This is a genomic window from Psychrobacter raelei, from assembly GCF_022631235.3.
Taxonomy (GTDB): domain Bacteria; phylum Pseudomonadota; class Gammaproteobacteria; order Pseudomonadales; family Moraxellaceae; genus Psychrobacter; species Psychrobacter raelei.
In genome coordinates, this window is the sequence record NZ_CP093310.2 from 2,026,878 (window position 1) to 2,053,129 (window position 26,252).

The 26,252-nt window shown below is 45.5% G+C and carries 21 protein-coding genes; 16 read left to right on the plus strand and 5 right to left on the minus strand.

The window, feature by feature from the left end; genetic code table 11:
- Window positions 1-43: 43 nt before the first annotated feature.
- The 4 genes from alaS (at window position 44) to MN210_RS08470 (ending at window position 5,714) form a co-directional block, all read left to right on the plus strand.
- Entirely contained in the window at window positions 44-2,755 is a 2,712-nt protein-coding gene (gene alaS, locus MN210_RS08455; protein ID WP_338412045.1) for an alanine--tRNA ligase, read from the plus strand.
- A 455-nt stretch (window positions 2,756-3,210) separates the two neighbouring features.
- Complete coding sequence (locus MN210_RS08460) at window positions 3,211-4,494, plus strand: aspartate kinase (RefSeq protein WP_011960834.1); 1,284 nt, start codon at window positions 3,211-3,213, stop codon at window positions 4,492-4,494.
- Between the two features lie 470 nt (window positions 4,495-4,964).
- Window positions 4,965-5,210 carry a carbon storage regulator CsrA gene (gene csrA / locus MN210_RS08465; protein ID WP_011960835.1) on the plus strand — a complete coding sequence of 82 codons (246 nt, stop codon included), beginning with the start codon at window positions 4,965-4,967 and terminating at the stop codon, window positions 5,208-5,210.
- Between the two features lie 129 nt (window positions 5,211-5,339).
- Window positions 5,340-5,714, plus strand: coding sequence for a HopJ type III effector protein (locus MN210_RS08470; RefSeq protein ID WP_011960836.1), 375 nt, complete (start codon window positions 5,340-5,342; stop codon window positions 5,712-5,714).
- 91 nt (window positions 5,715-5,805) lie between these two features.
- On the opposite strand, the gene MN210_RS08475 is transcribed toward MN210_RS08470, so the two are convergent.
- Both MN210_RS08475 and MN210_RS08480 read right to left on the minus strand, forming a co-directional pair.
- Window positions 5,806-6,114 carry a YeaC family protein gene (locus tag MN210_RS08475; RefSeq protein WP_011960837.1) on the minus strand — a complete coding sequence of 103 codons (309 nt, stop codon included), beginning with the start codon at window positions 6,112-6,114 and terminating at the stop codon, window positions 5,806-5,808.
- 48 nt (window positions 6,115-6,162) lie between these two features.
- Window positions 6,163-7,185: an NAD(+) kinase gene (locus MN210_RS08480; RefSeq protein WP_011960838.1), complete on the minus strand. Its 1,023-nt coding sequence runs from the start codon at window positions 7,183-7,185 to the stop codon at window positions 6,163-6,165.
- Between the two features lie 538 nt (window positions 7,186-7,723).
- Here MN210_RS08480 and MN210_RS08485 point away from each other — a divergent pair.
- Window positions 7,724-8,446 (plus strand): Bax inhibitor-1/YccA family protein, encoded by a 723-nt coding sequence (locus MN210_RS08485; RefSeq protein WP_155587028.1) that lies wholly within the window; start codon window positions 7,724-7,726, stop codon window positions 8,444-8,446.
- 125 nt (window positions 8,447-8,571) lie between these two features.
- Here the strand turns inward: MN210_RS08485 and MN210_RS08490 are convergent, their stop codons facing one another.
- Window positions 8,572-11,469, minus strand: coding sequence for a heavy metal translocating P-type ATPase (locus MN210_RS08490; RefSeq protein WP_338412046.1), 2,898 nt, complete (start codon window positions 11,467-11,469; stop codon window positions 8,572-8,574).
- 466 nt (window positions 11,470-11,935) lie between these two features.
- Here MN210_RS08490 and mrcB point away from each other — a divergent pair, with 466 nt between their 5' ends.
- From mrcB to purH, 5 genes are all read left to right on the plus strand, one after another.
- The gene (gene mrcB / locus MN210_RS08495) at window positions 11,936-14,332 is read left to right on the plus strand and encodes a penicillin-binding protein 1B (protein WP_425605650.1); all 2,397 of its coding nucleotides are present in this window, start codon (window positions 11,936-11,938) and stop codon (window positions 14,330-14,332) included.
- A 39-nt stretch (window positions 14,333-14,371) separates the two neighbouring features.
- A complete protein-coding gene (locus MN210_RS08500) occupies window positions 14,372-15,256 on the plus strand; it encodes a tetratricopeptide repeat protein (RefSeq protein ID WP_338412048.1) in 885 nt (294 codons plus the stop codon).
- Between the two features lie 70 nt (window positions 15,257-15,326).
- The gene (gene prmA / locus MN210_RS08505) at window positions 15,327-16,250 is read left to right on the plus strand and encodes a 50S ribosomal protein L11 methyltransferase (RefSeq protein WP_011960843.1); all 924 of its coding nucleotides are present in this window, start codon (window positions 15,327-15,329) and stop codon (window positions 16,248-16,250) included.
- A 102-nt stretch (window positions 16,251-16,352) separates the two neighbouring features.
- Window positions 16,353-16,694, plus strand: a complete 342-nt coding sequence (fis, locus tag MN210_RS08510; RefSeq protein WP_011960844.1) for a DNA-binding transcriptional regulator Fis — start codon at window positions 16,353-16,355, stop codon at window positions 16,692-16,694.
- Window positions 16,695-16,863: 169 nt separating this feature from the next.
- Window positions 16,864-18,438: a bifunctional phosphoribosylaminoimidazolecarboxamide formyltransferase/IMP cyclohydrolase gene (gene purH, locus MN210_RS08515; protein WP_011960845.1), complete on the plus strand. Its 1,575-nt coding sequence runs from the start codon at window positions 16,864-16,866 to the stop codon at window positions 18,436-18,438.
- Window positions 18,439-18,562: 124 nt separating this feature from the next.
- Here purH and MN210_RS08520 read toward each other — a convergent pair whose 3' ends face one another.
- On the minus strand, window positions 18,563-20,437 hold the full coding sequence (locus MN210_RS08520) for a SurA N-terminal domain-containing protein (RefSeq protein WP_425605595.1): 1,875 nt from the start codon (window positions 20,435-20,437) through the stop codon (window positions 18,563-18,565).
- Between the two features lie 142 nt (window positions 20,438-20,579).
- Complete coding sequence (locus MN210_RS08525; RefSeq protein WP_007395246.1) at window positions 20,580-20,852, minus strand: HU family DNA-binding protein; 273 nt, start codon at window positions 20,850-20,852, stop codon at window positions 20,580-20,582.
- Window positions 20,853-21,423: 571 nt separating this feature from the next.
- Between MN210_RS08525 and MN210_RS08530 the strand changes: the two genes are divergently transcribed.
- The 6 genes from MN210_RS08530 (at window position 21,424) to hscB (ending at window position 26,154) form a co-directional block, all read left to right on the plus strand.
- Window positions 21,424-22,068 (plus strand): hypothetical protein, encoded by a 645-nt coding sequence (locus MN210_RS08530; protein ID WP_011960848.1) that lies wholly within the window; start codon window positions 21,424-21,426, stop codon window positions 22,066-22,068.
- 615 nt (window positions 22,069-22,683) lie between these two features.
- Complete coding sequence (locus MN210_RS08535) at window positions 22,684-23,205, plus strand: Rrf2 family transcriptional regulator (protein ID WP_011960849.1); 522 nt, start codon at window positions 22,684-22,686, stop codon at window positions 23,203-23,205.
- A 5-nt stretch (window positions 23,206-23,210) separates the two neighbouring features.
- Window positions 23,211-24,428 (plus strand): IscS subfamily cysteine desulfurase, encoded by a 1,218-nt coding sequence (locus tag MN210_RS08540; RefSeq protein ID WP_110817356.1) that lies wholly within the window; start codon window positions 23,211-23,213, stop codon window positions 24,426-24,428.
- A 123-nt stretch (window positions 24,429-24,551) separates the two neighbouring features.
- Window positions 24,552-24,944, plus strand: coding sequence for a Fe-S cluster assembly scaffold IscU (gene iscU / locus MN210_RS08545; protein ID WP_011960851.1), 393 nt, complete (start codon window positions 24,552-24,554; stop codon window positions 24,942-24,944).
- A 139-nt stretch (window positions 24,945-25,083) separates the two neighbouring features.
- Window positions 25,084-25,404 carry an iron-sulfur cluster assembly protein IscA gene (iscA, locus tag MN210_RS08550; protein ID WP_011960852.1) on the plus strand — a complete coding sequence of 107 codons (321 nt, stop codon included), beginning with the start codon at window positions 25,084-25,086 and terminating at the stop codon, window positions 25,402-25,404.
- Between the two features lie 198 nt (window positions 25,405-25,602).
- On the plus strand, window positions 25,603-26,154 hold the full coding sequence (gene hscB, locus MN210_RS08555; protein WP_241878254.1) for a Fe-S protein assembly co-chaperone HscB: 552 nt from the start codon (window positions 25,603-25,605) through the stop codon (window positions 26,152-26,154).
- The last annotated feature ends 98 nt before the right edge of the window (window positions 26,155-26,252 follow it).

Sequence of the window (26,252 nt, forward strand, 5' to 3'; positions counted from 1 at the left end):
TCACTAAACCTTTAGCCTACTAGCCATTCTTTAAGGAGTTCATGTGACTCACTCTGCGCCCTCAAACCCTACTCAACTACCTTCTGATAAATTCTTACGCACAGCCGATGTTCGTAAAGCGTTTATAGACTTCTTCGTTAGCAAGCAGCATACCCATGTGCCCTCCTCAAGCCTTGTGCCGTACAACGACCCCACTTTATTATTTACCAATGCGGGTATGAACCAGTTCAAAGACTGCTTTTTGGGCATCGATAAACGTGACTACACTCGAGCGGTCACCTCACAAAAATGTGTGCGCGCTGGCGGTAAACACAATGACTTAGATAACGTCGGTTATACAGCACGTCACCACACCTTCTTTGAAATGTTGGGCAACTTCTCATTTGGTGATTATTTCAAAAAATCAGCCATCGCTTATGCTTGGGAGTTTTTGACCTCAAAACAGTGGTTGGGCCTAGACGCTGATAAACTTTACGTGACCATTTATGAAAGCGATGATGAAGCCTTTGATATCTGGCACCAAGACATTGGCTTAGCTGCCGAGCGCATCATTCGTATTGGGGATAACAAGGGCGCCCCATATGCCTCAGACAACTTCTGGGCCATGGGTGATACTGGCCCTTGTGGTCCTTGCTCTGAAGTATTCTATGACCACGGCGAGCATGTAGAAGGCGGCCTACCTGGCACGCCTGAAGAAGATGGCGACCGCTATATTGAGGTTTGGAACTGTGTATTTATGCAGTTCAACCGTCAGCCAGATGGCACCATGGAGCCACTGCCTGCACCTAGTGTCGATACCGGTATGGGTCTTGAGCGTATCAGCGCTATCTTGCAAGGCGTTCACAGCAACTACGAAATCGACTTATTTGTTAACTTAATCAACAGCGCTGCAGACATCATTGGTATCAAAAATGACAACCAAGCGTCTTTAAAAGTGGTGGCCGATCACATCCGTGCGGTCAGCTTCTTAATTGCTGATGGCGTATTGCCAAGTAATGAAGGCCGTGGTTATGTATTGCGCCGTATTATCCGCCGCGCTGTGCGTCATGGCAACAAACTGGGCGCAGAAGACAGCTTCTTCTACAAAATGGTTGCGCCTTTAGTTAAAGAGATGGGCGACGCTTATCCACAGCTGGTTGAAAAACAAGCCTTTATCGAAAAAGCAATCGAAAAAGAAGAAGTGCAATTTGCCAAAACCTTAGCTCAAGGTCTGCGCTTATTAGACAGTGAACTTGAAAGCTTAAAGTCAGGTGATGTGCTCTCAGGCGAGGCGGCTTTTAAACTGTATGACACTTATGGCTTCCCTGTTGACTTGACCGCAGACATCACCCGTGAGCGCGGCATTGGTATCGATGAGGCCGGCTTTGATGAGCAAATGAACATTCAGCGTCAGCGTGCGCGTGATGCAGGCAAATTCGATGTGGATTACTCAGCGGCCATTAAAGTTGAGACCCCTACTGAATTTGTAGGCTACGAGCAGCTTGATGAAAAAGAGGTAAACATCATCGGTCTGTATCAAGACGGCAAAGAGGTTGAGGTATTAAACGAAGGTGACGAAGGCGTTATTGTCTTAGACCGCACCCCATTCTACGCAGAAGGGGGTGGTCAAGTGGGTGAAATGGGCGAGATTCGCACGTCATCAGGGGTGTTCAATGTTGAGGACACCAAAAAATCTGGCCAAGCCTTTATTCATCACGGTGTGGTGAATATGGGATCGCTACAAAAGAGCCAAACTGCTGACGCTCAAGTTGTCTCAGCAATTCGCTCAGCCAGTGCCCGTAACCATTCAGCCACTCACCTGTTGCACGCAGCACTGCGTAAAGTATTGGGAGATAGCGTATCGCAAAAAGGCTCACTGGTATCAAGCGAAATGTTACGCTTTGACTTCTCATACGACAATGCGGTCTCTCAAAAAGATCTGGCCACCATTGAGCGCTTGGTCAACGAGCAAATCCAAGCCAACGTTGAGACCCATATTGAGCTGATGAATATTGATGATGCGATGGCCAAAGGGGCTGCTGCTTTATTCGGTGAAAAATACGGTGAGACAGTACGCGTATTGACCATGGGTACCACTGAGATTGAAGATGGCATACAAAAGCCCTTCTCTATTGAGCTTTGTGGTGGTCTGCATGTGAAGCGTACCGGCGATATTGGCCTGTTTAAAATCACCTCAGAGTCTGGTATCGCTGCCGGTATCCGCCGTATCGAAGCCTTAACGGGTATGGGCGCTCTGCGTTATATACAGCAAGCAGATAGCCAGTTGACAGCCCTTGCTAATCAATTAAAAGCCAAACGCCCTGAAGTGGCTGACCGTGTACAGACCATGGCAGACAAACAGCGTGAACTTGAAAAACAGATTGAGCGTTTGAATCAAAAAATCGCCAGTGCGCAAGCAGCAACCTTGGTGGATAATGTACAGACCATCGCTGATAAAAAAGTGCTGATTGCTCAAGTGGCTGGTATCGATGGCAAAGCAATGCGCGGGCTTATTGATGATATCAAATCCAAGCTACAAGATACCATTATCATCTTAGTCGGTGAAAAAGATGGCCAATTGGCACTTGCAGCCTCCGTAAGCAAGTCTTTAACTGGCGACATCAAAGCCGGTGATATTATCCGTCATTTAGCTGGTGAGCTTGAGGGTAAAGGCGGTGGTAAACCAGACTATGCTCAAGGCGGCGCGCCAAGTAGCGATAAACTGACCGGTGTGATGCAAGCGCTGCCAAACTGGGTGGCAAGTCAACTGAGCTAACCATTGACCCAACATAAATCCTGTATATAAATGGGTCATATAACGGATTTATATAAAAATTGCAGCGCTGTGGCTTAAGTTAGGTCAGTCCTCAGCGCTGCTTTAAGCCATCGGTTATTAACTATTGCGATAAGTTTAGTGATTAATAACTATTTACCATCATTAAAGTCTGTTGCATGCTTTGATGGCACTGTGCGGTTGTGTTATAAAGTACGTTTGTCTAAGGCGAATGCTGGGATAAGTGACTATCAGTGATCAGCCACTTAAGCCAACACAGCACCGTCAAAGGCAGGTTTCCATAAACTAGGCAATGACCGTTTTTTATTATTACTCTCTAAAATAACTTATGTACTCAAGGCATGCGGTACACTTTGGCCAGATAGAGTCGATATAAGTTGGCGCGATAGTAGTAGAGATAATGGGCAAAACCAAACTTTCAATTCAAAGGGTTTCACATGGCATTGATTGTACAAAAATATGGTGGTACGTCGATGGGCAGTATCGACCGTATCAAGAATGTTGCAAAGCGGGTTAAACGCTGGCATGACCATGGGCATCAAGTAATTGTTGTCGTATCAGCCATGAGCGGTGAGACGAACCGTTTAATCGACCTGGCCACTCAAATTAGTAAGTACCCTGATCCGCGTGAATATGACCAAATGGTCTCAACGGGCGAGCAGGTATCCATCTCCTTATTGTCTATGGCAATCAAAGAGCTGGGTATCGGTGCACGCTCCTTTACCGGCGGTCAAGTGGCGATTAAAACTGACAATAAGCACAATAAAGCACGCATTGAATCCATTGATGCCGAAAAAATTCAAGCACAGCTCGATGACGGCAATGTGGTCGTGGTAGCAGGATTTCAGGGCATAGATGCCGAAGGCAATATCACCACTTTAGGTCGTGGCGGCTCAGACACCACAGGTGTTGCCCTAGCGGCAGCGTTAGGCGCTGATGAATGCCAGATTTATACGGATGTAGATGGGGTGTATACCACCGATCCTCGCGTCACCTCAAAAGCACGTAAGCTTGATAAGATTACGTTTGAAGAAATGCTAGAGATGGCGAGTCTGGGCTCAAAAGTTCTGCAAATTCGTGCCGTTGAGTTTGCTGGTAAATACCAAGTACCTTTAAGAGTACTGTCGAGCTTCGATGAAGGTCAAGACGGTAGCTTTGATGAAGAATTCCGCCAAAACGTTGGCACACTGATTACAGTAGACGAAGGAGACGACATGGAACAGCCGGTCATTTCAGGCATCGCATTTAACAGAGATGAAGCAAAAATTGTGGTGCGCGGTGTGCCAGATCATCCAGGCATTGCCTCTGGTATCTTAACCCCCATTAGTAATGCCAATATCGAAATCGATATGATTTTGCAGAACCTATCCGATCAAGGCTTAACTGACTTTAGTTTTACTGTCAATCGTCCTGATTTTGACAAGGCCATTACTATCTTAGAGAGCATTAAAGGGGACATCGAGGCCAAAGAAATCCATGGCAATACCGATGTGGTCAAAGTCTCACTTGTGGGTGTTGGCATGCGCTCTCATGCCGGTGTGGCCAGTAAGATGTTCCAAGTATTGGCCGAAAACAACATCAATATCCAGATGATCTCTACCAGTGAGATCAAGATCTCTGTATTGATTAAAGAGCAGCATCTAGAAAAAGCGGTTAAATCATTACACACCGCCTTTGGCCTAGATCGTGCAGATGGCGAAAGCAAAGTTGCGGGTCTGTAATTGCTAATATGTCATGACTAGCTTGTCATTGCTGACTATCTAGTGATACTGCTGTTTTTTATACACCAAAGCCGGCTTTAACTTAACAGTTAAAGCCGGCTTTGTATCTGATGTCATTTATATTTTGAATATATGTGACTTAAGTTCAACAGGAAATAACTGGCATATCAGGCCTAATCTGCGGTAGATTAGAGCTGTCAGACTAAATATCTTGCCCCTGTTAGCCGATAAAACGCTAAAAAGGGGGATTGCTAATGACATATAGCCCATAAAGCCTTATAATACTCTGTTCGAATACGGCCTATGTGAGATTATTTAAGATAACAGCGTACCACGCTTTAGCTTAGGGCAAATATCTCAGTCAAACACAGGTCGCCTCTATTGAGGGCAAACTGAATGGGCAACATTATGACTATTTCATCATTTGGCATTTGCCAATTTTTTTTACTGCGACATAAGGAGTGTGACGCATGTTAATTTTAACTCGCCGTGTGGGTGAAACTTTAATGGTTGGTGACGAGGTAAGTGTCACTGTATTGGGCGTTAAGGGCAATCAAGTTCGTATTGGGGTTAATGCACCCAAAGATATCGCGGTGCACCGTGAAGAGATTTATCAGCGCATTCAACATGAGCGTGCTATGCAATCTCAAATGCAGCATTTAGAACAAGGTAACTTCCCTACCTCATTCGATGATGACGATTTTTTTAATAGATAGCCTATAGCTTTTAGCGTATTATCTTTGTCAGCTATTTTTTTAGCTGACAAAGCGCCCAAGCTTACGGTTTTTATTGCGTATAACACTGCGCTTTTAACAGATCGTTTTTTAATTGATAATGAGGCCATTATGAGTATCCGACATTCTGACGTGTCTGCACTGCTAAACGGACTAAACAAAAAAGCCATTGGCTTTAATGATGTGCTTAACTTTATTGATGACTTTTATCGCTATACCCCAGTCAAATTTAGTAATGGTGACTTGGTCAATGCTGTGGGTCAAAACGAAGGTAGCGCAAAGGTATTTGGCTTTGCCAAGCACCATGGTTTAAATCAATTAGATACCCTAAAGCTGTTTGCAGAGCATTATGATGCTGTTGTTGCAGCGCCTAAAGGCACAGACCACCCGAATATCCGTAACTTTATTCATTGGGGTTGGCAGGGTTTTTTGATGGAACACAATCCATTAACCGCCCGCCCGAGCGTCGATGTAAAAAACATCTAAAGCTTAGATAAATGATAAAAATCAGATAAGTGATAAAAAAGACCAACTTGCAAGTTGGTCTTTTTTTATGAGTAGCGATCAGTATTAAGGCTTATGAGCGGAATTTAACGGGCTGAATAGCGCCTTTAGGATTGGGCAAGTTAGGATAGTGATGTTCATGCTCAACATCACACTCCTCACCCACAACAGTGCCATCTTTTTTTACTGGCTTGTGGATATAGCCCACACGCTCTTGTGGCGGTAAATGCTCATGTTCCCACACCATAACCGCTTGCATGCACGTCTCGCGCTGCTCTGGGCTCAGCTTTCTGCCATCAGGCCATTTACCAAGCTCAATGGCTTGGCGAAAAGAGGCGACCAACTCAGGGGTCATGACCGCTAAAATTTCTTCTTTATTCATTATCCTACCTCATTGAATACAAACAAATAGTTAATTGATGACCTCTCTTTATAACTCGTCATCTTCGCCATCTAGAGCAAATTCTTCAGCATGAACATTCCAATTAAGCTTGGTGCGACAGGCTTCATAAAAATCAAATCCAGGTGGGTGTAATAAGGTTAGCTTATCGGGGTGCTTGCGAATATATAGCCGCTGGTGCTGATCTAATGCCACACTTGGCTTGCCATCGGCACTGACCATGGGCTGAGTACGATTGTCTTTGTGAATACGAATGATAATCTCGCTTTTGTCACTGACCACAATAGGGCGACTAGACAGGGTATGCGGATGCATGGGCACCAGACAAATAGCATCTAAGCTTGGGTGAATAATAGGACCACCCCCAGATAAGGCATAGGCGGTGGAGCCTGTCGGAGTGGCCACAATCAATCCATCACTGTGCTGACGATACACATCTAGCTCATCGATGGTAAGCTGAAAGTCTATCATATGCACCGACTTACCGGCATGCAAAACCACATCATTGAGCGCCATGTCCTGATGCACAATTTTGCGCCCTTCTCGGATTTCCATGGTCAATAAAAAGCGCTGATCAAGCTGATAGTCGCCCATTAATACTTGGCGCAGCTTCTCACCCACCTCATCAGGATTAACATCGGTCAAAAAGCCAAGGCGACCTCGGTTAACGCCCAATACTGGGACACGATATCGCGCCAGCGCCTGCGCGGCGTGTAAGATGGAGCCATCGCCACCCACCACAATGACTAAGTCACAAATCTCGCCCAGTAGGCTACGTTTTACAATTTGCAGTTTATTTAATTTTTCAAGCTCAAGGTCAGGCAAGGTGGCGGTCTCAGAGTCCACATAAAGACTCAATCCCATCTCATTAATTCTTTGCCCAATCTCATGAATGGTGGTAATGACCCCACGTTTGCGGGCACGACCCATCAAGCCAATGCGTCTAAACGCTGGGTTTTTGATAGAATGAAAAAGAGAAGAGTCGGATAAGTTCGGCAGCTTATCGGACTGCTCAGAGCGTTCCATAGGCTTCAGCTTCAATAAATAGGTCATTAAGATTAAATTAAAGAGCCCTAAGCAGCAGCTCTCACATCATTTAAGGGACTTTATCGTTCAAGATTATAACAAGCGTAAGCGTACCACATTATCCATTTTACTGCATTAGTCGCCCGGTGAGTTTTGTGCTGATTGTCATCTCTTGTCGCTCACATAGCCATCTTGCAACCGCCGCGATTTACCCCCATATACAGTATACATACCGCTTTTATCGTCTCTACTAGCTGCCACAATTATTCACAGTCATTAACCGCCCTTATCCGCTATCATGTTATGTCATTTAGCAGGCTATCCAATCTGAGTTATCCATCCAACAATCATAATAGATAATCATCATTTAACTCAGTTGGCCTTTTGATTTCTCCATAGGCTCATTGTGCCTTCACACTACAGCGGTCAGTTTTTGCCACCCTTACCGAAATAAGCTATTATGGTCGATAACTGGCTGTAAAAAACAGCTAAGACTGACTAAAATTTACAGCATCTTATTAAATAAATTATTAATCAACCTCATTAATTAAAGGATTCAATGATTATGGCAAACCCTATTGTCAGCCGTACCGAACTTGCGGTGGGTGGTAAAACCATGACCGTCCAAGGCGTGGTACAAAAAACCAGCTTTTTATTGGGACTGAGCGCTATTGCCGCTTTGGGCTTTTTCTTCTTTATCATCCGTGGCGGTATTAGCGGTGGCATGGCACAAATGATTACCTTTGGCAGTATGTTTGCCGCCTTTGGTCTAGCCTTGTTTATTACATTTAGACCCCAAAAAGCCAAAGCTTTGGCCGCCCCTTACGCCATTTTAGAAGGTCTATTTTTAGGCGGTGTCTCTATCATGTTCATGGGTATTGATCCAAGTATTCCCGCTAACGCATTGGCCGCTACCTTTGTCACAGCTGCTGTTATGCTGGGCTTGTATCGCTCAGGCATGATTAAGGTCAATGAAAAATTCCGCTCAATCATGATGTCGGCTATTTTTGCCATCATGCTGATCTACATCGTTCAGTGGGGCTTTGTATTATTTGGCTCAACCCTGCCTTTCTTGTTCCAAACTGGCGGTCTTGTGGCTATCGGCTTTAGCTTATTCGTGGTGGTGGTGGCCTCATTTAGCTTGCTGCTGGATTTTGATAACATTGAGCGCGGTGTGGCAGCGGGCGTATCAGAAGAGTACGAATGGATTTTTGGTATCGGTATATTAGCCACCCTAGTATGGATGTACTTTGAATTTATGCGTCTGTTAAGCCACTTCCAAGATTAAGCGGTAAACAAAGTAGCCTGCTTACGCTTTTTTTTAATCAATAAAATCAAAAAGGTCGCCTCACTTGAGGCGACCTTTTTTTATGCAGGCCATTTTACGCTTAGCGGTATAAGCGATCAGCACATTTAGGCTCGTTTCAAACGCAGTGCATTAAGCACCACTACCAAGGAGCTTAGTGACATACCAATGGCTGCCAGCCAAGGAGGAACATAGCCAAAGGCGGCCGGTAGTAGAACCACAGAGTTATAAGTTAAGGCCCAGCGCAGGTTTTGTTTGATAATATTTTGCGCCTTATCAGCGATGCGCTTGGCATCGGACACAGCTGCCACTTTACCATTTAAAATCACACTATCGCTTGAGACTTGAGCTAAGTCAGCCGCCCCAGCGATAGCGGTAGAAATATTGGCTGCCGCCAAAACTGGAGCATCATTAATACCATCTCCGACCATCATGACCACATGACCGGCATCTTGCAGCTGCTTAATGTGCGCCACCTTATCTGAAGGTGATAAGCCAAAATAGACCTTATCTACGCCAAGCTCTTGAGCCACAGTCTGCGCATGTGAGCTTGGATCTCCCGTTAATATTACAGTTTCAATGTTTTGAGCTTGCAGCTGATGGATCATCTGCGCCACACCATCTCGCACACTGTCATTGAAGTAATACAGCGCCAGTGGTTGCCAGATATCTGGTGAGCCCCCAGCAGCATCAGCTTGACGCTCACAGCGGGTCAACATGACCACCGTGCTGGCACGATGGCGCTGCAAGTCAATCTCATAAGGCACATTGCTGCCTGCCTTACTGTCATCACGATTTAAAGCAAAGTCCACATGACCGAGCCGATAAGTATGGCCGCCGCCGATATCACCTACCTGTGCCTCCACCCCGCCTGCAGTGTGATGCACCAATTGATTGACCACCGGTAAATGTAGCTGATACGCGGCATCCAACAAAGCGGTGGCTATCGGATGACGACTGCCCACCTCTAGCGCTGCTGCGATGGCCAATAAGTCATCTTTATCTTGAATGGCATCAGTCTGTAGACCAGCATCTAATTGAGGCTCATGGCTCAAAGGCTCGATATACAGCAAGTTAGGCTTACCATAAGTGAGTGTCCCGGTCTTATCGAAGGCCACATGAGTAATTTCAGCTAAGGTCTGAATGGTATGACCACGAGTGGTTAAGAACCCATAGCTTGCCAGTCTATTGGTCGATACCGTTAATGCAATAGGCGTGGCCAATGACAACGCACAAGGACAAGTGGCAACCAAGACGGCCACGGTGGCCCACAGCGCTTCAGAGGGGTCGACCAAGTACCAGCCGATGAATACAAACACAGACAACACTAAAATCCGTGCCACAAACCAGCGCGCCCACTTATCTGCTTGCTCTGCCACTTTAGGCTTTTCACTCAGGGCTCGGTTCATTAAACGGTCAATTAAGGCAATTTGACTGTTCTCAGGCAAGGCGGTGACCAGCATAATAAAAGGCTGGCTATCGTTTTGTGAGCCGCCGATGACCTTTTCACCTCGATGTTTGACAATCAATAAACTCTCACCAGTAAGCAGACTTTGGGAGACGGTCGCCGTCTCACTACACAGCAGACCATCTGCCACTACTTCACTGCCCGCTTCAATCAAGATAACATCACCGATTTTAAGTGAGTGGGCGGTCACAGTATCGCTATGAGCAGCGTCACTCAGGTAGCGTCTCTCGTCAATCTCAGTGTCTGCTGATATGGCGTCAACAACAGGGTGTTGGCCACTTGAGAGCGTATCTGCAGCAAGTGCCGGCTTATTGCGCTGAGCCAAATGGATGAGGTTACCAAGCTGCTGTAATTGTTTATTTTGTTCAATGGTTAAATCAATTGGCGCATTGGCTTCATCCAGCTTGGTTTGTATGCCTTGTTTTTCAGCCTCCATGCTCGGCATGAGGGCATCGACCAGCTGCGGCTCATGACCGATTTTTTGTACTAAGGTGGGTTCAACCACCACCAAGTCATTGGCCATGTTTGCCGCTTTAAGACGTGCATTGTGCTCGATATAACGCCCAGCGAGTAAAAAGAACACAAACATGCTCACTGAGTCATAATAGGTCTCACCATGTCCTGAAATGGTGGCGTACAAGCTGGCAAAAAAGGTAACGGTTAAGGCGATACTTACCGGCACATCCATATTCACCTGACGCACTTTTATGGCCGACCACGCAGAGGCAAAAAATGGCACGGCACAATAAAAGAACACAGGAATGCTAACAAACAGCGATACCCAGCGCAAAAAATCACGCTGTTCTATGAGCATACCGCTATAACTGGTGTAATTGCCAAAGTACATACCCACCGCGAACATCATGGCCTGCATAGCACCTAATGCCGCAATGCCCAGTCTTATCATCATCTGCTTATTATTGCGCGCCAGCATCGCCTCATGGGTGTCTTGTCGATAAGGCTTGGCATCATAACCAATCTGATTGATGGTGACCAAAATATCACTGATAGGCAGCTTGGTTTCATCCCAAATCACCCGCATGCGCTGATTGGTCAGGTTCACCTGACACTTATCTACGCCTTCAAGCTCATATAACCGCGTTTCAATCAGCCAAGTACAGGCAGCGCAGCGCAAATTACTCACCGACAACTCTGCCACCGATTTGCCCTCTGCGGCATACACAAATTGCGCTTGAACCTCTTCATGATCATAAGCTCGCAGACGCTCAAGCTCAGTGGGCAAGCTTGCAGTACGGTTAATCTCAGAGCGATCCAAATAATACTGCTCAAGCCCCGCCTCTACGATACTTTCAGCCGCCAATTGACAGCCCATACAGCACATAAGGCGTGATTCGCCCAGCACTACCGCAGTAAAGGGGGGTGTTGGTACCGGCTCAGCACAATGAAAACAGCAGCCTTCAGGCGGTAAAATCAGCTCATTGATGTCCTCAGACAAATAGCCGTACTCAGAGGAGGCAGCTTCAGGCGCTGCTAAAGGGGAGGAAGAAGGGTTTGAACGCTCATTAAGATGGGTCATAGCTGTCGTCACTACACATTGTCGCACAAAAAGATGCGCCTATTGTATCAGGTCTGCATGCCTTACATCGTCACAAACGTGATTAAGGGTCGCCGTCCGCAATAGCGCTTTAACCATTATGAGGGCGAAGTATATTTTTGAAAGTTTACGCTTGAATAAATCAGGCGCTTATGCAGGATGCCCTAACTCGTGAAAAAGCGATGAAAAGCCACTTTTAATGGGCATATATCGGCTATTAGATGGCAATTACATTGAAAAAAAGGCGGTTTTCAGTCATTATAATCGGGTCTTTTTTTATGTTGGTAAAACTATCGTGCATCACAAACCCTCTCGCGCTTCTTCTCATTTTGACCAATCATCTGCACAATTCTCCAAGTCCTCGTTTAGCGAAGGCAAACTTCCCAACCCGCAGCAGCAACGCGGCTCAGTGATTGGCTTTTTTTTACTGATTATCATCATTGTCGGTATGTTGATGCTGGCCATGTATTTGATCAAGCAAGACCGCGTTATTACTGCCAAATTTGAGGGCAAACGCTGGAACTTGCCAGCCAAGGTGTACTCGCAGCCTTTAGAGCTGTATCAAGGGGCAGCCCTCACCAACAAGAACTTAGATGCTTGGCTTGAGATGCTCAATTACAAATCCAGCTCTAATTACAACAATACTGGCACCTATAACAAGTCCTCCGGCCAGTATGTCATTCATACCCGTGGCTTTCAGTACAGCGCCAATGATGTTGACCCTGAGCAAGTGATTAAGATTAAAATCCAAGACTCTAAAGTCACCAGCATTCAAAGTACCGAACCCAATGATACTGGTATCGTGCGTATTGAGCCGGTTACCATCGGTGGTATTTATCCAGATAACAATGAAGACCGCATCGTGTTGCCTATTGATGAGATTCCGCAGCCGTTGATTGATGCGCTTATCGCCACCGAAGACCGCGGCTTTTATGAGCACAAAGGCGTGTCGCTCAAGGGTATCGGCCGAGCACTGTATAACAACTTAAAAGGCGGCTCGATGCAAGGTGGCTCGACCATCACTCAGCAGCTGATTAAAAACTTTTATCTAAGCTCAGATCGCACCTTTAAGCGTAAAGCCAATGAGGCGGTGATGGCCTTGCTACTCGAGATGCACTACAGCAAAGACCAAATTTTACAAACTTATTTAAATGAGATTAACCTAGGTCAAAATGGCAACCGTTCTATTAACGGCTTTGGATTGGCTGCGCAGTTTTATTTTAATAAACCGTTAAAAGAGCTGCGTATTGATCAGCAAGCCATGCTGGTGGGCTTAGCCAAAGGCACAAGCTATTACAATCCACGCCGCAATCCAGAGCGTGCCCTCAATCGCCGCAATACAGTGCTGGCCAATATGCTTGAAACGGGCAAAATTGATCAAGCCACTTATGATGACGCCATTGCTCAAAAGCTTGATGTGGTGCCTAAACCAAGCGTAGGCAAAAGCCGATTCCCCGACTTTTTGGACATCGTAAAGCGTGAACTGCATGATAATTATCATCCCGATGATCTAAAAAATGAAGGCCTACGCGTCTTTAGTACCTTAGACCCTATCGCTCAGATGTCGGCTGATGCAGCGGTACAAAAGCAATTATCAGGCTTACGAAAAAGCAGCAGCAAAACCAAGGATTTACAAGCGGCCTTGGTCAGTGCCAATCCAGCTTCAGGTGAGCTGATTGCTGCTGTGGGTAGTGGTAGCGAATTTACAGGCTTCAACCGAGCGATAGATGCCAAACGTCAAGTGGGCTCACTGTTAAAACCCTTTATTTATATGACGGCGCTACAAAGTGGCAAGTACAATCTGGCCAGCCCTGTGAGCGACAACCCAGTTACGCTAACGTTACCAGACAACACCACTTGGACCCCAAAAAACTACGATGGCCGAGACCATGGTTACGTGCCCTTAACCACAGCGCTGGCCAAATCTTATAACCAAGCTGCGGTAAATACGGGTATAGAATTTGGTGTGGGCACGTTCGTCGATCAGCTTCACCGCTTAGGTATTAAGGAGAAGATACCAACCTATCCTTCGTTGTTCTTAGGCTCAGTTGAGCTTAGTCCTATGGATATGCTTGGTATGTATCAGGTCATGGCCGCAGGTGGGTTTCGCACGCCCATTATTAGTATCCGCTCTGTGGTTGATGACCGAGGTCAAATTCTGCAGCGCTCAGGCCTAGATACCAAGCGCAGCGTGCCACCTGATGTCAACTATCTAACCAACTATGCGCTACAAGAAGTGGTGCGCAGTGGAACGGCAAGCTCGCTAAAATCCTTAGGCAGTGATCTAAATCTGGCCGGGAAAACAGGCACCACCAACGACTACCGCGACTCTTGGTTTGCCGGCTATAGTGGCAACTATGTCAGCGTAGTATGGGTGGGCCGTGATGACAATAAGCCCATTGGTTTAAGTGGTGGCAGCGGTGCATTACCTGTGTGGAAGGACTTTATGGGTCGTCTGCGCTTGACCCCTGTCGAGCTGGTGCAGCCTGACAGTGTAGAGTGGTTATGGCTAGAAAATGGCACCGGAAAACTGTCGCATGAAAGCTGTGACAATGCCCGCTACTTGCCCGTACTTAGCAGATATTTGCCTGAAGAGGCCAGTGACTGCGCCCTTGCCATCTATGAGCAAGAGCAGGCACGCCAAAGACAGCAGTGGTTCAATGATCAGCGCAAGGCTTTGCTGGATCAAAGCCGTCAGCTCGATAGTGTTCAAGAAGGTATGCCCGCCAATACTGATTCAAGCGCTAATGATGATGCCTCTGCAGGCAATGCTCCTGAGCAAGAAGGCTCAGAGCCTGCCAATAATGGTGATACTTGGTATGATAAAGCGTTACAATGGTTTTAATTGGCCTAAAAATTTTATCTCATAATTTGGATGTGCTTTATGCTTATGCCCGCTCCTACCTCAACCGTTTGCGCTAAGCGTCACAGCTTTTTTATGGCAGCTGTTATGGGTCTTGGTCTGGCAGCAGGTGGCCTAAGTGGCTGTCAGACGCCGCCTTCAATGACAGATAGCGCTCAAGGTGTACCACCTACTACCTCAACTATTCGTACATCGACTATCAACCATCCAGCAAATAAATATCCGGCCTCATCTAGCGCTCAACAAGCAGAAGATTATGAGGTGATAGACGAACAAGACTTTGAGCCAGAGGACAGCGCAGACTATCCTGATGGCTCTAACAACTTTGATCATCAGCGCATAGCTGAAGACACCACTCCATCATCTTCTGTACAAAGCACTGCTGAAACCCAGGAGGCGCAGACAACTGCGCCTGTATTGGAGGCGCCCATCGAGCCGACTCCGGCACCGCGCACACCGGTACAAGTGCGAGAGCCGGTCGTGATTGTTCGTCCGCCTGAGACACGAACCACGCAGCAAATATTACTAGATCAGGCCCGCCAAAACTCACAAAATACAGCGCGCAGTAACACCTCTACTCAAGATGGCAGTACCATTCCTGCATTTAAAAGGCTGATGGATACCGGTGTGGCCCAATTGCGACAAGGCCAAGTGTCTGCTGCCCAAAGCACCTTCACCCGTGCTCAGCGCTTAGCGCCTCAATCTTCTGCAGTTTATTTTTATTTAGGCCAAGTTGCTCTTAAGCAACACCAACCGCTAAAGGCAGAAGCGATGGCACGCCGAGGTCTGGTCGTGGCAAAAACGGCTTCTCAAAAGCAGGCTTTGTGGCAAGTGGTGTTACGCGCCGGCCAAGCCCAAGGCAATACTCGGGTTATAAACGAGGCAAAAGCGGCTCTTTCAAGATAACCCCTATCAACACAGACGCTATCAAGCTAAAATAGAGCGTTTTATTAAACCGATTTATCTAAGGACACTTATGGATTGGCAACAACTGCACCTACAATGTGCAAAACAAGACGTTGACTTGGCAGAGAGCTTATTATTAGAAGAAGGTGCGCTTTCAATTAGCCTAGAAGATGCTGGTGACCAGCCGTTATTTGAGCCACTTCCAGGTCAGTCGCCTTTGTGGGATGAAGTTATTTTGACCGGCCTATTTACCGCCGACACGGCACAAGACATTGAGTCTATGGCACAGACTTTGGCCGCTCAAGTCAACGCTCGACGTGTTTGGACCACGGCACTGGCAGACACAGACTGGGAGCGTGAATGGATGTCGCATTACGTGCCTATTGAGTGCACCAACAACTTGTGGATTGTGCCCAAGTGGATGACCCCGCCCAATCCAGATGCGGTAAATATCATGATGGATCCAGGCTTAGCTTTTGGTACTGGCTATCACGCCACCACACGTCTTTGCTTAGATTGGCTCACTGATCAAGACTTAAGCGATAAAGTCATTATCGACTATGGCTGCGGCTCAGGTATCTTAGGCATTGCCGCCTTATTACTGGGCGCCAAGCAAGTGTACAGCGTAGACATTGATCCACAAGCGGTACTGGCCACTAAGCAGAACGCTGAGCGTAATGATGTCACCCATGCTCTTGAGGTGTATCTGCCAGAGGATTTTGCCAAAGCCTTTGCTGCCGGTGATATCCCCAAAGCGGATATCATTACCGCCAATATCTTAGCCAAGCCTTTAATGGAATTGGCACCCTATTTAGCCACTTTAATTAAGCCGAAAGGGGGTATCGTGCTGGCCGGACTTATCTCAGAGCAGCTTGAGGATATGGTCCGCGCGTATGAGCCTTGGTTCAATCTAGATACCCGCCACTCTTATGAGAAAAGTGATGATCATGATGACTCGCACTGGCACCGTTTATCAGGCACCTTTACAGGCTAAAAACACAGCCCAGTAGCTATCAAAAGCACAGCTGCAAAAGTAAGCAGCTGTGCAAATTTAACCACTCTCACGCTTTTTAACCTTCATTGTACAGACTTAACTATGAGTAACTCATCCCCCGCTTTTGGTAGTGGTGCTGCCCATGCTGCCAAGTATTACAATCAGAGCTCGATAGCACCTGAGCCACAAGGCGTTGACTCTCACGCCCCCCAAGACCGTGCTCCTCTACGTCATCATGTTCAGCAAGCCGTTGAGCAGTATTTTGTGGAATTAGAGGGCGAGTCTACGACCAACTTGTACCAAACCATTTTGCAAGAAGTAGAAAAACCTTTACTGCAAGTGGTCCTCAAACAAACCCAAGGCAATCAGTCAAAAACAGCAAAAATCTTGGGGCTCAATCGAGGCACATTAAGAAAAAAAATGCAGCAGTATGATTTGATGTGATAAAAACCTATCAAACGTTGTCTTTTAAGGCCAAATTTTTTGTCATACTGAATAAATTGCTCTAATATACTTCCTCGCTTAATTTGCAAAGATTAAGTGTTTTACTAAACCCTGACGATAATCTCAGAATATCATCACCCTTTTTACTGTCCACACTATGGGAAAAACTATGTCTGATAAGCCGTACGCTCTTATTTCTGTTTCTGATAAATCACAAATTGAAAGCTTTGCAAAAGGCCTCATCGAAGCAGGATACGATCTATTATCTACCGGTGGTACGTATCGCCTACTGTCTGACAACGGCATTGCTGTGACTGAAGTGGCCGACTATACCGGCTTCGCCGAAATGATGGATGGCCGCGTCAAAACCTTACACCCAAAAATTCATGGTGGTATTCTTGGTCGCCGTGGTCAAGACGATGCGGTTATGAGCGAACATGGTATTCGCCCTATCGACTTAGTCGTGGTCAACCTTTATCCTTTTGCGCAAACTGTGGCAAAGCCTGATGTGACCAAAGCTGATGCGATTGAAAACATCGATATCGGTGGCCCAACCATGGTGCGCTCAGCGGCCAAAAACCACGAACATGTAGCCATCGTAACCAATCCTGCAGACTATGATGTGGTGCTACAAGAGCTAAAAGACACGGGCAGCATCTCTCAAAAAACCCGTTTTGATTTGGCAGTAAAAGCGTTTGAGCATACCGCTCATTATGATGGCATGATTGCCAACTTCTTAGGCAGTCGCCTAGAGTCATTTGAAGCGCCAGATAGCTTCGCTCGCACGTTCAACGTACAACTACAAAAAGCTCAAGATTTGCGCTATGGTGAAAACCCACATCAAAAAGCGGCATTTTATGTAGAAGCCAATGGCTCAGGTGAAGGCAGCATCTCTACCGCTCAGCAGCATCAAGGCAAAGAGCTGTCATACAACAACATCGCTGATACTGATGCCGCTTTAGAGTGTGTCAAATCATTTAGCGAGTCGGCCTGTGTGATTGTGAAGCACGCGAACCCTTGCGGTGTGGCCATCAATGCTGACCAGACTCAAGCATACAAAACAGCGTTTAGCACAGATCCTGAGTCATCTTTTGGCGGTATCATTGCCTTTAACCGTCCCCTAACTAAGCAAACGGCGCAAGCGATTGTAGATACGCAGTTCGCTGAAGTGATCATTGCCCCAAGCCTTGAGCAAGGTGTGCTTGACATTACTGCCGCCAAAAAGAACGTACGCGTCTTAACCTGTGGTGAGCTACCAAGCCCTGATCAACGTGCCGCGCAATTTGACTATAAACGTGTCACAGGCGGTCTATTAATCCAAAACCAAGACTTGGGTCTTATCACTGCCGATGACCTACAAGTGGTGACTGATCTAAAACCTACTGCTGAGCAGTTAAATGACTTATTGTTCACTTGGACTGTGGCCAAGTATGTTAAGTCAAATGCCATTGTTTATGGTAAAGATCAGCGCACCATCGGTATTGGTGCCGGCCAAATGAGCCGTGTGAACTCAGCACGTATCGCAGCCATCAAAGCTGAGCATGCCAACCTAGCAACGCAAGGCGCGGTTATGGCCTCAGATGCCTTCTTCCCATTCCGTGATGGTATCGATAACGCTGCTGAAGTAGGCATTAAAGCCATTATTCAACCCGGTGGTTCTATTCGTGATGACGAAACCATTGCTGCGGCGAACGAGCATGGTATCGCTATGGTCTTCACCGGTATGCGTCATTTCCGCCACTAAGCAACAAGCTTTGTGTATCTGATAGATGCCCATAAAAAAAGACCGCCTCAGTGAGGCGGTCTTTTTTTATGCGTCGTTTAAGATTGGGTATAAGCTGAGCAGTGATGTGATAGCAGATAAGACGTTAAATTCCACCAATCTCTTTAATCACTGCCTCATTTTTCTCAATCTTAGTGGCGCCGCGTAAGTACTCTAAGTAATCACTAAAGTGTTCTTGACCACGGATACTTCTCATATCGAACATGGCCTGCGACAGCTCAGCAGCAGGCACGTCCTTGATAGAGGCTTTACTGATTGGCCCCATCACCAGTACAGTTGCCCCACTGCTGGTTTTTTCAGCAACAGCCACTTGTTTGCCAGCAGGCGTGTTTTTACTAAAGGCAATGGCTTTTTCATCCATACTTAGCTGTGGGTTTTGGCGGTTTATAGTGCCTAAGGCTTTAAAGGGCACTTTTGCCGCTGACATACCACTGTTATTTACCGTTTCGCTCAGACGCTTGGCCTGTGCCATCGCCTGCTGAGCTGCCTTTTGTTTTACCAAAGTATCTTTAATCTGAGCACTCGCTTGAGCCAAAGTTAACGGCTTAATAGGACGGTAATTGGTAGGCTGTACCCACACTGTGCCAGTATTAACTTTAATACCTGGGCTGACCGACTCTTCTTGTAAAGCAAAGTCATCAAAGGCCGCTTCAATAACCACAGGCTGGTTAAGCTCAGTATTGTTATTAAGCTTGGTGTAGTTTTTGATTTTGTGGACAGTCAAGCCCTCTTGCTGGGCGATATCTTCAATACCCACACCATCTGTGGCCATGTCATTAATACTGGTGATTTTATCAGCAATCAATTGCTCGCGCTTTTGACGTTGAGCTTGTGCGGTCAGCTCGTCACGCATACTGTCTAAACTCGGTACGCTCTCACCGCTTTTATCGGTCACTTTAAACAGCTGATAACCGAAGCTGGTTTTTACTGGAGCCGATACCTCACCTTTTTCTAGACCTGATAAAGCTTGAGCTACTTTTTGACCATCTGCACCGAAGGCGTCTGCATTAAAGGTGCCAATATCACCCCCTTTGGCAGCACTCACCGGATCCTCTGACAGCTCTTTGGCAATAGCTGCAAAGCTTTCGCCTTTTTTCAGACGTTGCTCAATTTGCTGCATGGTCGCCTCAGCCTTACTGCCAGTCACTAGAATCTGGCTTACCTTTTGCTTGGAGTTACCCACAAAACGTGCTTTATAATCATCATATTGCGCTTGTAGCTCAGCTTGAGTGACTTTTTCGACAGGCAGCTTGCTCGGATCTAGGCTCACATAAGCCAAATCTACCATAGCTCGGCTATTTAGCTTGCTTTTATTCTCGTTATAATAATCAGAGATTTCTTTGTCAGATACGCTCACCTTATCTTTGAACTGCTCCCAAGGTAGGCGATACACCCACACATCGCGCGTCTCAAGTTGCAGCGCCAGTAGATCATGGATTTGCGACTCAGGATACACAGCCGTCTGAGCGACACTGGCATAAAGCTGCATTAGGTTTAACTGCTGACGGTACTGGGCAAACAGCTGATCTTTGGTGATGCCCTGCTGCTGCAATGCAAAAGCAAAGCGGTCGTTTGAGAACTGGCCATTTTCATCTAAATACTGCGGATCTTGTAATAACAGATTATTAATCGCAGCATCGGATACGTGCATCCCCAAATGATCGGTTTGGTTTCTTAACAGCGCACGGTTAATCAAGCCTTTGAGCACTTCGCTATTTAAGGCTTGGGTATTAATAGCACTGGCCTCTACCCCGCCTTGCAATAGCTCATTTCTGCGCCCATTTAGGCCATCTTGGTATTCTGCACGGCTAATGGTTTGATCGCCCACTTTAGCCACTTCATTGACACTCGATGCCCCACTAAAGTAGCTCTCTAGCCCCAATATCACCAATGGTGATAAACACAGCATTAAGAAGATTCTTCCGGGCCAACTTTGGAGAAAATTACGTATCGATTCCATAGTACATATCAGTCATAGGTTAATAAAAGTTTAACGCAATATCATACGTGAAAATAACAGCTGACACAAAAAAAACGCACCCTAAGGTGCGTTATTGTCTACAAAGAGACATCGTGCTCGCTTAACTTAGCGCTCATTCGGCTTAGTTTAAACGATCTTTAAGGCCTTTACCTGCTTTAAAGTGTGGTACACGGCTTGCTGGAATTTGTAGCTCATCACCTGTCTTAGGATTGCGGCCAGTGCGTGCTTTGCGGTCTTTCACACTGAATGTACCAAAACCAACCAATGAAATAGTGTCATTGTTTTCTAGCGCTTCACCAACACTTTCCATCATAGCATTTAGAGCGTCAGCAGCTTGAGTTTTGTTAAGACCGCTTTTCTCAGCAATGCTATCTACTAATTCTGATTTATTCATAGAGAATTCCTTTAAAATAGATTTAAATTCGGGGGTAAATTCTATCGCTTAAAAACTAAATAAGCAATAACCAAGCCCTTAAATACTACACCATAGCGCAAAAAAATGCACCGTTTTTACTGCTAGTATTTTTTGACGTGGTGGTTGTTAAATGCAGTTATAACAAGGGGTTTAAAAATGTGCAAGTAAATTTACATATAATTGGCCAATAACCCACTTAATACACCTTGTGACACCACTTTCTAGTGACTTTATACCTGCAAACCACTGTGTTTTCAAGTGCTATCGTATATTTTAGCCCCGTTTGCGCCTCTATTTTACACAAATAAACCAAGAGCGCTAATATCACCACTTTGCTTTTGCAAAAACCACACAGCAGTTACAGATTTAAATGACATAAATAAGGGATGCCTATGGCGCATTGGCCGCATTATGCTATTATTTACTTCATTTAACCCTTTTAGTCATTAAAATTCCAAGTATTTTAATAGCGAGGGCTCTCCATAATAAGTACACTAGGGTTAACAGCTTAGATAAAGCGCTTACTTTTTAACACTTAAATAGGTTTAGTATGAGTCAAAATTCAATATCAAACTCTTTACTTAATGTCGTACTGGTACTGGCAGAGTCCGCCATTACTCTGGTATTAAGATTCGACCCGAACCTACGCAAAGCTGTTTATCCTTTGGCTCAAAAAAACACTGTGGTGTGTGTGCGCAGCTATTTACCCCACACCCAATTCTATGCCACCTTTACTACCAAAGGCGTTTTGTTAGATAGCAACCTACCCGCCTCTGTCTCAGAGCCAGATGTGGTTATTAATGCCTACTCTCACCAACTGATCAATTCATTCATTAGCAATGATGCCACTCAAATCAATAAGCTGACTATGCGCGGCGGTACTGAGACAGTGACCGAAGTACGTCACTTCCTATTACAACTGGGTGTGGCCAGCTTATTCCAAGGCATTATTAAAACGGTGAAAGGCAAAGACAAGGGCCGCGGCAAAAAAGACGATGCGGACAATGCTAATAAGCCTGATTATAAAGCGCGCATTGAAGAGCAGCAGCAGCAGCTAAATATATTAAGCATGCGCAACCGCGAACTTGAAGTCAGCTTAAAAGAGGCTCATAGCAAACAAAAAACCACATTAATTGCGTTAATTGTGGCGTCATTAATTGCAGTTGCCTCAGTCATTGGCTGGCTGACTCAATAATTGACTCATACCCAAGTCACCGTATTATCACTTATTGGTATATTTAAACCTTTAAATGTCTTCATTTAAGGGTTTTTTTTGGTGTATTGATAACCGATATGTTTAGAGCCTACGCCGCCACCTCCCTAAGTTTATAGCCTCTGTCATCATCTGCTTTATACCTGTATTTTATTAGCCGTTTCATGGCCTATCTTTGCTATACTATGCACGCATTTTTTATGACGGTTTTGCCCGCTTTTATTAAAGCTATGGCCTTGTTTTTATAAGCTTTGCCCCTAGTATCTAATAAGGCTTTACCATGTCGGTATGTGAAGCCACTACGCTGTATGTTGTTATCATGACTTTTTGTTTGCGCTAATCGCTTGTTGCTATCAAGGCGCTTTGTGACAGTAGGCTATACCCATGCCCTATCGGCCAATGCTCTGTGGTAATGCTTGGCTTCGACCTTCATAAGGCTTGGCTTTGAGGACGCTATTTTATGGTGGATGTGGCTCTCAGTGTATAAGGCTGAGAGTTTGCCTTACAAATTACTCACCGATTAATCTTGACTAGTTTACTCGGGATTAACTATAATAGGCATCATATCAACTTATAGCGACATCGTGGAGGCATTGAATGCGTTTAACAACTCGAGGTAGATACGCCGTTACCGCGCTACTAGATCTGGCTATTCAAGATGGCGACTCAACAAATGCTGTCTCTTTATCAGACATAGCAAAGCGCCAATCTATATCCATTTCTTATTTGGAGCAGTTATTCTCTAAGTTAAGAAAAGCAGGATTAGTGACCAGTACTCGAGGCGCCTCTGGAGGCTATCATCTAGCAAAGCCATTGGCCGATATCGACGTAATGACCATCATTACCGCGGTAGATGAGTCTGTGAATGCCATGCAGTGTGGTGGCCAAGGCAACTGTCAGGGCGGCGCTATGTGTCTCACCCATGATTTATGGTGTGCCTTATCTAAGCATATTGAACAGTATCTAAAAAACATCTCATTAGAACAATTACTACAGATGGAAAATGTAAAAGACGTCTCAGACCGTCAACAACTTATTTATGATGTGGCGACAGAAAGCACCACATCTCATTCAAATCCTAATATGATATTCTCAGCCAGTGAGGTTAATCCAGCATGAGTAACTTGAACCGCCCTATCTATCTTGACTATGCAGCAACTACCCCTGTAGATCCGCAAGTGGCCAAAAAAATGACCGAGTATATGACCTTTGATGGCATGTTCGGTAACCCCGCTTCTCGATCACATGGTTATGGTTGGCAAGCAGAGGAAGCTGTAGAAAATGCGCGTCAGCAAATCGCTGATCTGGTTAATGCTGATCCTCGTGAAATCGTATTCACCTCAGGGGCTACTGAATCAGACAACTTGGCCATTAAAGGCGCCGCTCATTTCTATGAAGGCCGCGGTAAACACATTATCACCAGTAAAATTGAGCACAAAGCGGTACTAGATACGTGCCGTCAGCTTGAGCAAGAAGGCTATGAAATTACTTATATCGAGCCTCAGCCTAGCACTGGTCTTATTTTGCCTGAGCAGGTAAAAGATGCGCTTCGTGAAGATACTATTTTAGTATCTCTTATGATGGTGAATAATGAGCTTGGCACGGTCACTGATGTCAAGGCCATCGGTGAGATCACTCGTGAAGCTGGCGTAGTATTCCACGTGGATGCGGCACAAGCTGCAGGTAAAGTTGAAATTGATCTTGAAGCGCTAAAAATTGATCTAATGAGCTTCTCAGGTCACAAAATTTATGGTCCTAAAGGTATCGGCGCTTTATATGTTCGCCGTAAGCCACGCATTCGTTTACGTGCTGAGCAGCATGGCGGTGGCCATGAGCGTGGTATGCGTTCAGGTACGTTGGCGACGCATCAAATCGTTGGTATGGGTGAAGCCTTTGCTATTGCCGCTGAGCGCTTAGAGCAAGATCGCGCACATGCACAAAAGCTGCGTGACAAATTATGGGCAGGCGTCCAAGACATCGAAGAGATTTATTTAAACGGTGACTCTGATAACAGCGTACCAAACATTGTCAATATCAGCTTTAACTTCGTTGAAGGTGAGTCATTAATGATGTCCCTAAAAGATATGGCTGTCTCTTCAGGCTCTGCTTGTACATCAGCGACGTTAGAACCCTCTTATGTACTACGAGCTATCGGTCGTCCTGATGAGTTGGCACACAGCTCAATTCGCTTTAGCTTCGGCCGCTACACCACCGAAGAAGACATCGATATCATCCTAGCTCAGATTCATGAAGCCGTAGATAAGCTAAGAGATTTATCACCCTTATGGGATATGTATAAAGACGGTGTGGATCTAACCTCTGTAGAGTGGACTGAACACTAAGCATAACCGCCATTTTACTGAGTCCGCTTTAGGACAGTAAATGTGCTATGTACGACCCTTTTAGACAGTATTGATTGAATACTGTTCCCTTATTTATCTAGGTTAAACCCCAGGAGAAACACCATGGCTTATAGTAATCAAGTAATTGACCATTATGAAAATCCGCGTAACGTTGGTAATTTGGACAAAGACGCTAAGAACGTAGGTACTGGTATGGTTGGTGCCCCAGCTTGTGGTGACGTTATGCGTCTACAAATCCAAGTTGGTGATGACGGTATCATTGAAGATGCTCGCTTTAAAACTTATGGTTGCGGCTCAGCAATTGCCTCAAGCTCATTGGTCACTGAATGGCTTAAAGGTAAAACGTTAGACCAAGCCTCTGAGATCAAAAACAAGCACATCGCAGAAGAGCTTGCCCTACCCCCAGTAAAAGTTCACTGCTCAGTACTGGCAGAAGACGCTATTAAAGCGGCGATTGAAGATTATCGCGCCAAAAGCGGCACAGTGGAAGCTTAAGTTAGCGACCACTTAAAGCGTATCATTCATCACCTTGTTAGGCACAATGCTGTGACAAGGTGATGGCTTGAAGCTTGATGGATTATCCCCATTAACGTTGAGAACCAATAATAAAATTTTTAACATTAGGAAAGTCTTAATGATTGAACTGACCGAACGTGCTGCCAAACACGTAAAAGATTATCTAGATAACCGTGGTCATGGTGAAGGCATTCGTGTGGCTATTCGCACCGCTGGATGCTCAGGACTGGCCTACGTGTTAGAATTTGTTGATGATCCCGATTCAAGCGATGAGAAGTTTGAAAGCAACGGAGTTAATATCTTTGTTGATCCAAAGAGCATGGTATATCTAGATGGACTATTAATGGATTATGTGACTGAAGGTCTAAACGAGGGCTTCAAATTCACCAACCCTAATCAAAAAGGCGAATGTGGCTGTGGTGAGTCCTTTACCGTTTAGTATGAATACCTTTAAGTCTTCATGCTTATATTGATTGTTGATTGATTACTTTATACTGATTAATCACTGTCTTATAGTACCAGCACTTATCTTATAGTTAGTGACTGAGTTTGAGCCCTTGCTGACGACCTTGCTCGTCAGCTTTGAGCTTTTAAACCAGTATAATTCGCCTCAACCCACAGTAAGCATCCTAATCCTATGTCTGATACTGCCCCTACTTTTGCCAACTTCTTCGCTTTATTTGAGCTGCCTGTTGCTTTTGACATCGATACTAACAAGCTTAGTGAACGCTTAAGGCAACTACAAAGCCAGTTCCATCCTGACAAGCTTAGCGCTTTAGATAAAGCCTCATCAGAGCAAAACTCTGCGGTTATCAACCATGCTTATGACATCCTGCTACACCCTGATAGCCGAGCCAATTATCTATTAGAGCTGTCCGGTCAAGAGCTTAATACCGATCATTCTATTGCTGATTTGGATTTTTTAGATGACGCGATGGACATGCGTATGGCCTTAGATGATTCCGAAGCTAACACAGATTTGCTACGTATTGAGCAGCTCAAAGTTACCGCAGATGATCGCATTGCTACCCAATCTCAGCGTTTTATCCAAGCTTATGACCATCATGACTGGCCAATGGCGATGGATGCGACTCAAAAGCTTAAGTTTTTGGTCAAGCTAAAAAAAGATATGGACACAGCGGTAGATAACAGCCAGCGTCAGCCAGATGATGATGACTTATATCTGTAACATCATCTACGTATTTACTGAGCGTCTTATTTTTTTATCATGATCGTACCGACTGTGTTATTTTAAATTCTTTTATCATTTGCTATAAATAAATTGAG

Excerpts from the sequence above, each read along its gene's own strand:
- MN210_RS08460 (WP_011960834.1), top strand. The coding sequence starts at position 3,211 with ATGGCATTGATTGTACAAAAATATGGTGGTACGTCGATGGGCAGTATC.
- MN210_RS08475 (WP_011960837.1), bottom strand. The coding sequence starts at position 6,114 with ATGAATAAAGAAGAAATTTTAGCGGTCATGACCCCTGAGTTGGTCGCC.
- iscA (WP_011960852.1), top strand. The coding sequence starts at position 25,084 with ATGATTGAACTGACCGAACGTGCTGCCAAACACGTAAAAGATTATCTA.
- prmA (WP_011960843.1), top strand. The coding sequence starts at position 15,327 with ATGGATTGGCAACAACTGCACCTACAATGTGCAAAACAAGACGTTGAC.
- MN210_RS08535 (WP_011960849.1), top strand. The coding sequence starts at position 22,684 with ATGCGTTTAACAACTCGAGGTAGATACGCCGTTACCGCGCTACTAGAT.
- MN210_RS08470 (WP_011960836.1), top strand. The coding sequence starts at position 5,340 with ATGAGTATCCGACATTCTGACGTGTCTGCACTGCTAAACGGACTAAAC.
- iscU (WP_011960851.1), top strand. The coding sequence starts at position 24,552 with ATGGCTTATAGTAATCAAGTAATTGACCATTATGAAAATCCGCGTAAC.
- MN210_RS08530 (WP_011960848.1), top strand. The coding sequence starts at position 21,424 with ATGAGTCAAAATTCAATATCAAACTCTTTACTTAATGTCGTACTGGTA.
- purH (WP_011960845.1), top strand. The coding sequence starts at position 16,864 with ATGTCTGATAAGCCGTACGCTCTTATTTCTGTTTCTGATAAATCACAA.
- mrcB (WP_425605650.1), top strand. The coding sequence starts at position 11,936 with ATGTTGATGCTGGCCATGTATTTGATCAAGCAAGACCGCGTTATTACT.
- MN210_RS08490 (WP_338412046.1), bottom strand. The coding sequence starts at position 11,469 with ATGACCCATCTTAATGAGCGTTCAAACCCTTCTTCCTCCCCTTTAGCA.
- MN210_RS08525 (WP_007395246.1), bottom strand. The coding sequence starts at position 20,852 with ATGAATAAATCAGAATTAGTAGATAGCATTGCTGAGAAAAGCGGTCTT.
- MN210_RS08480 (WP_011960838.1), bottom strand. The coding sequence starts at position 7,185 with ATGACCTATTTATTGAAGCTGAAGCCTATGGAACGCTCTGAGCAGTCC.
- MN210_RS08485 (WP_155587028.1), top strand. The coding sequence starts at position 7,724 with ATGGCAAACCCTATTGTCAGCCGTACCGAACTTGCGGTGGGTGGTAAA.
- fis (WP_011960844.1), top strand. The coding sequence starts at position 16,353 with ATGAGTAACTCATCCCCCGCTTTTGGTAGTGGTGCTGCCCATGCTGCC.
- csrA (WP_011960835.1), top strand. The coding sequence starts at position 4,965 with ATGTTAATTTTAACTCGCCGTGTGGGTGAAACTTTAATGGTTGGTGAC.
- MN210_RS08520 (WP_425605595.1), bottom strand. The coding sequence starts at position 20,437 with ATGGAATCGATACGTAATTTTCTCCAAAGTTGGCCCGGAAGAATCTTC.
- hscB (WP_241878254.1), top strand. The coding sequence starts at position 25,603 with ATGTCTGATACTGCCCCTACTTTTGCCAACTTCTTCGCTTTATTTGAG.
- MN210_RS08500 (WP_338412048.1), top strand. The coding sequence starts at position 14,372 with ATGCTTATGCCCGCTCCTACCTCAACCGTTTGCGCTAAGCGTCACAGC.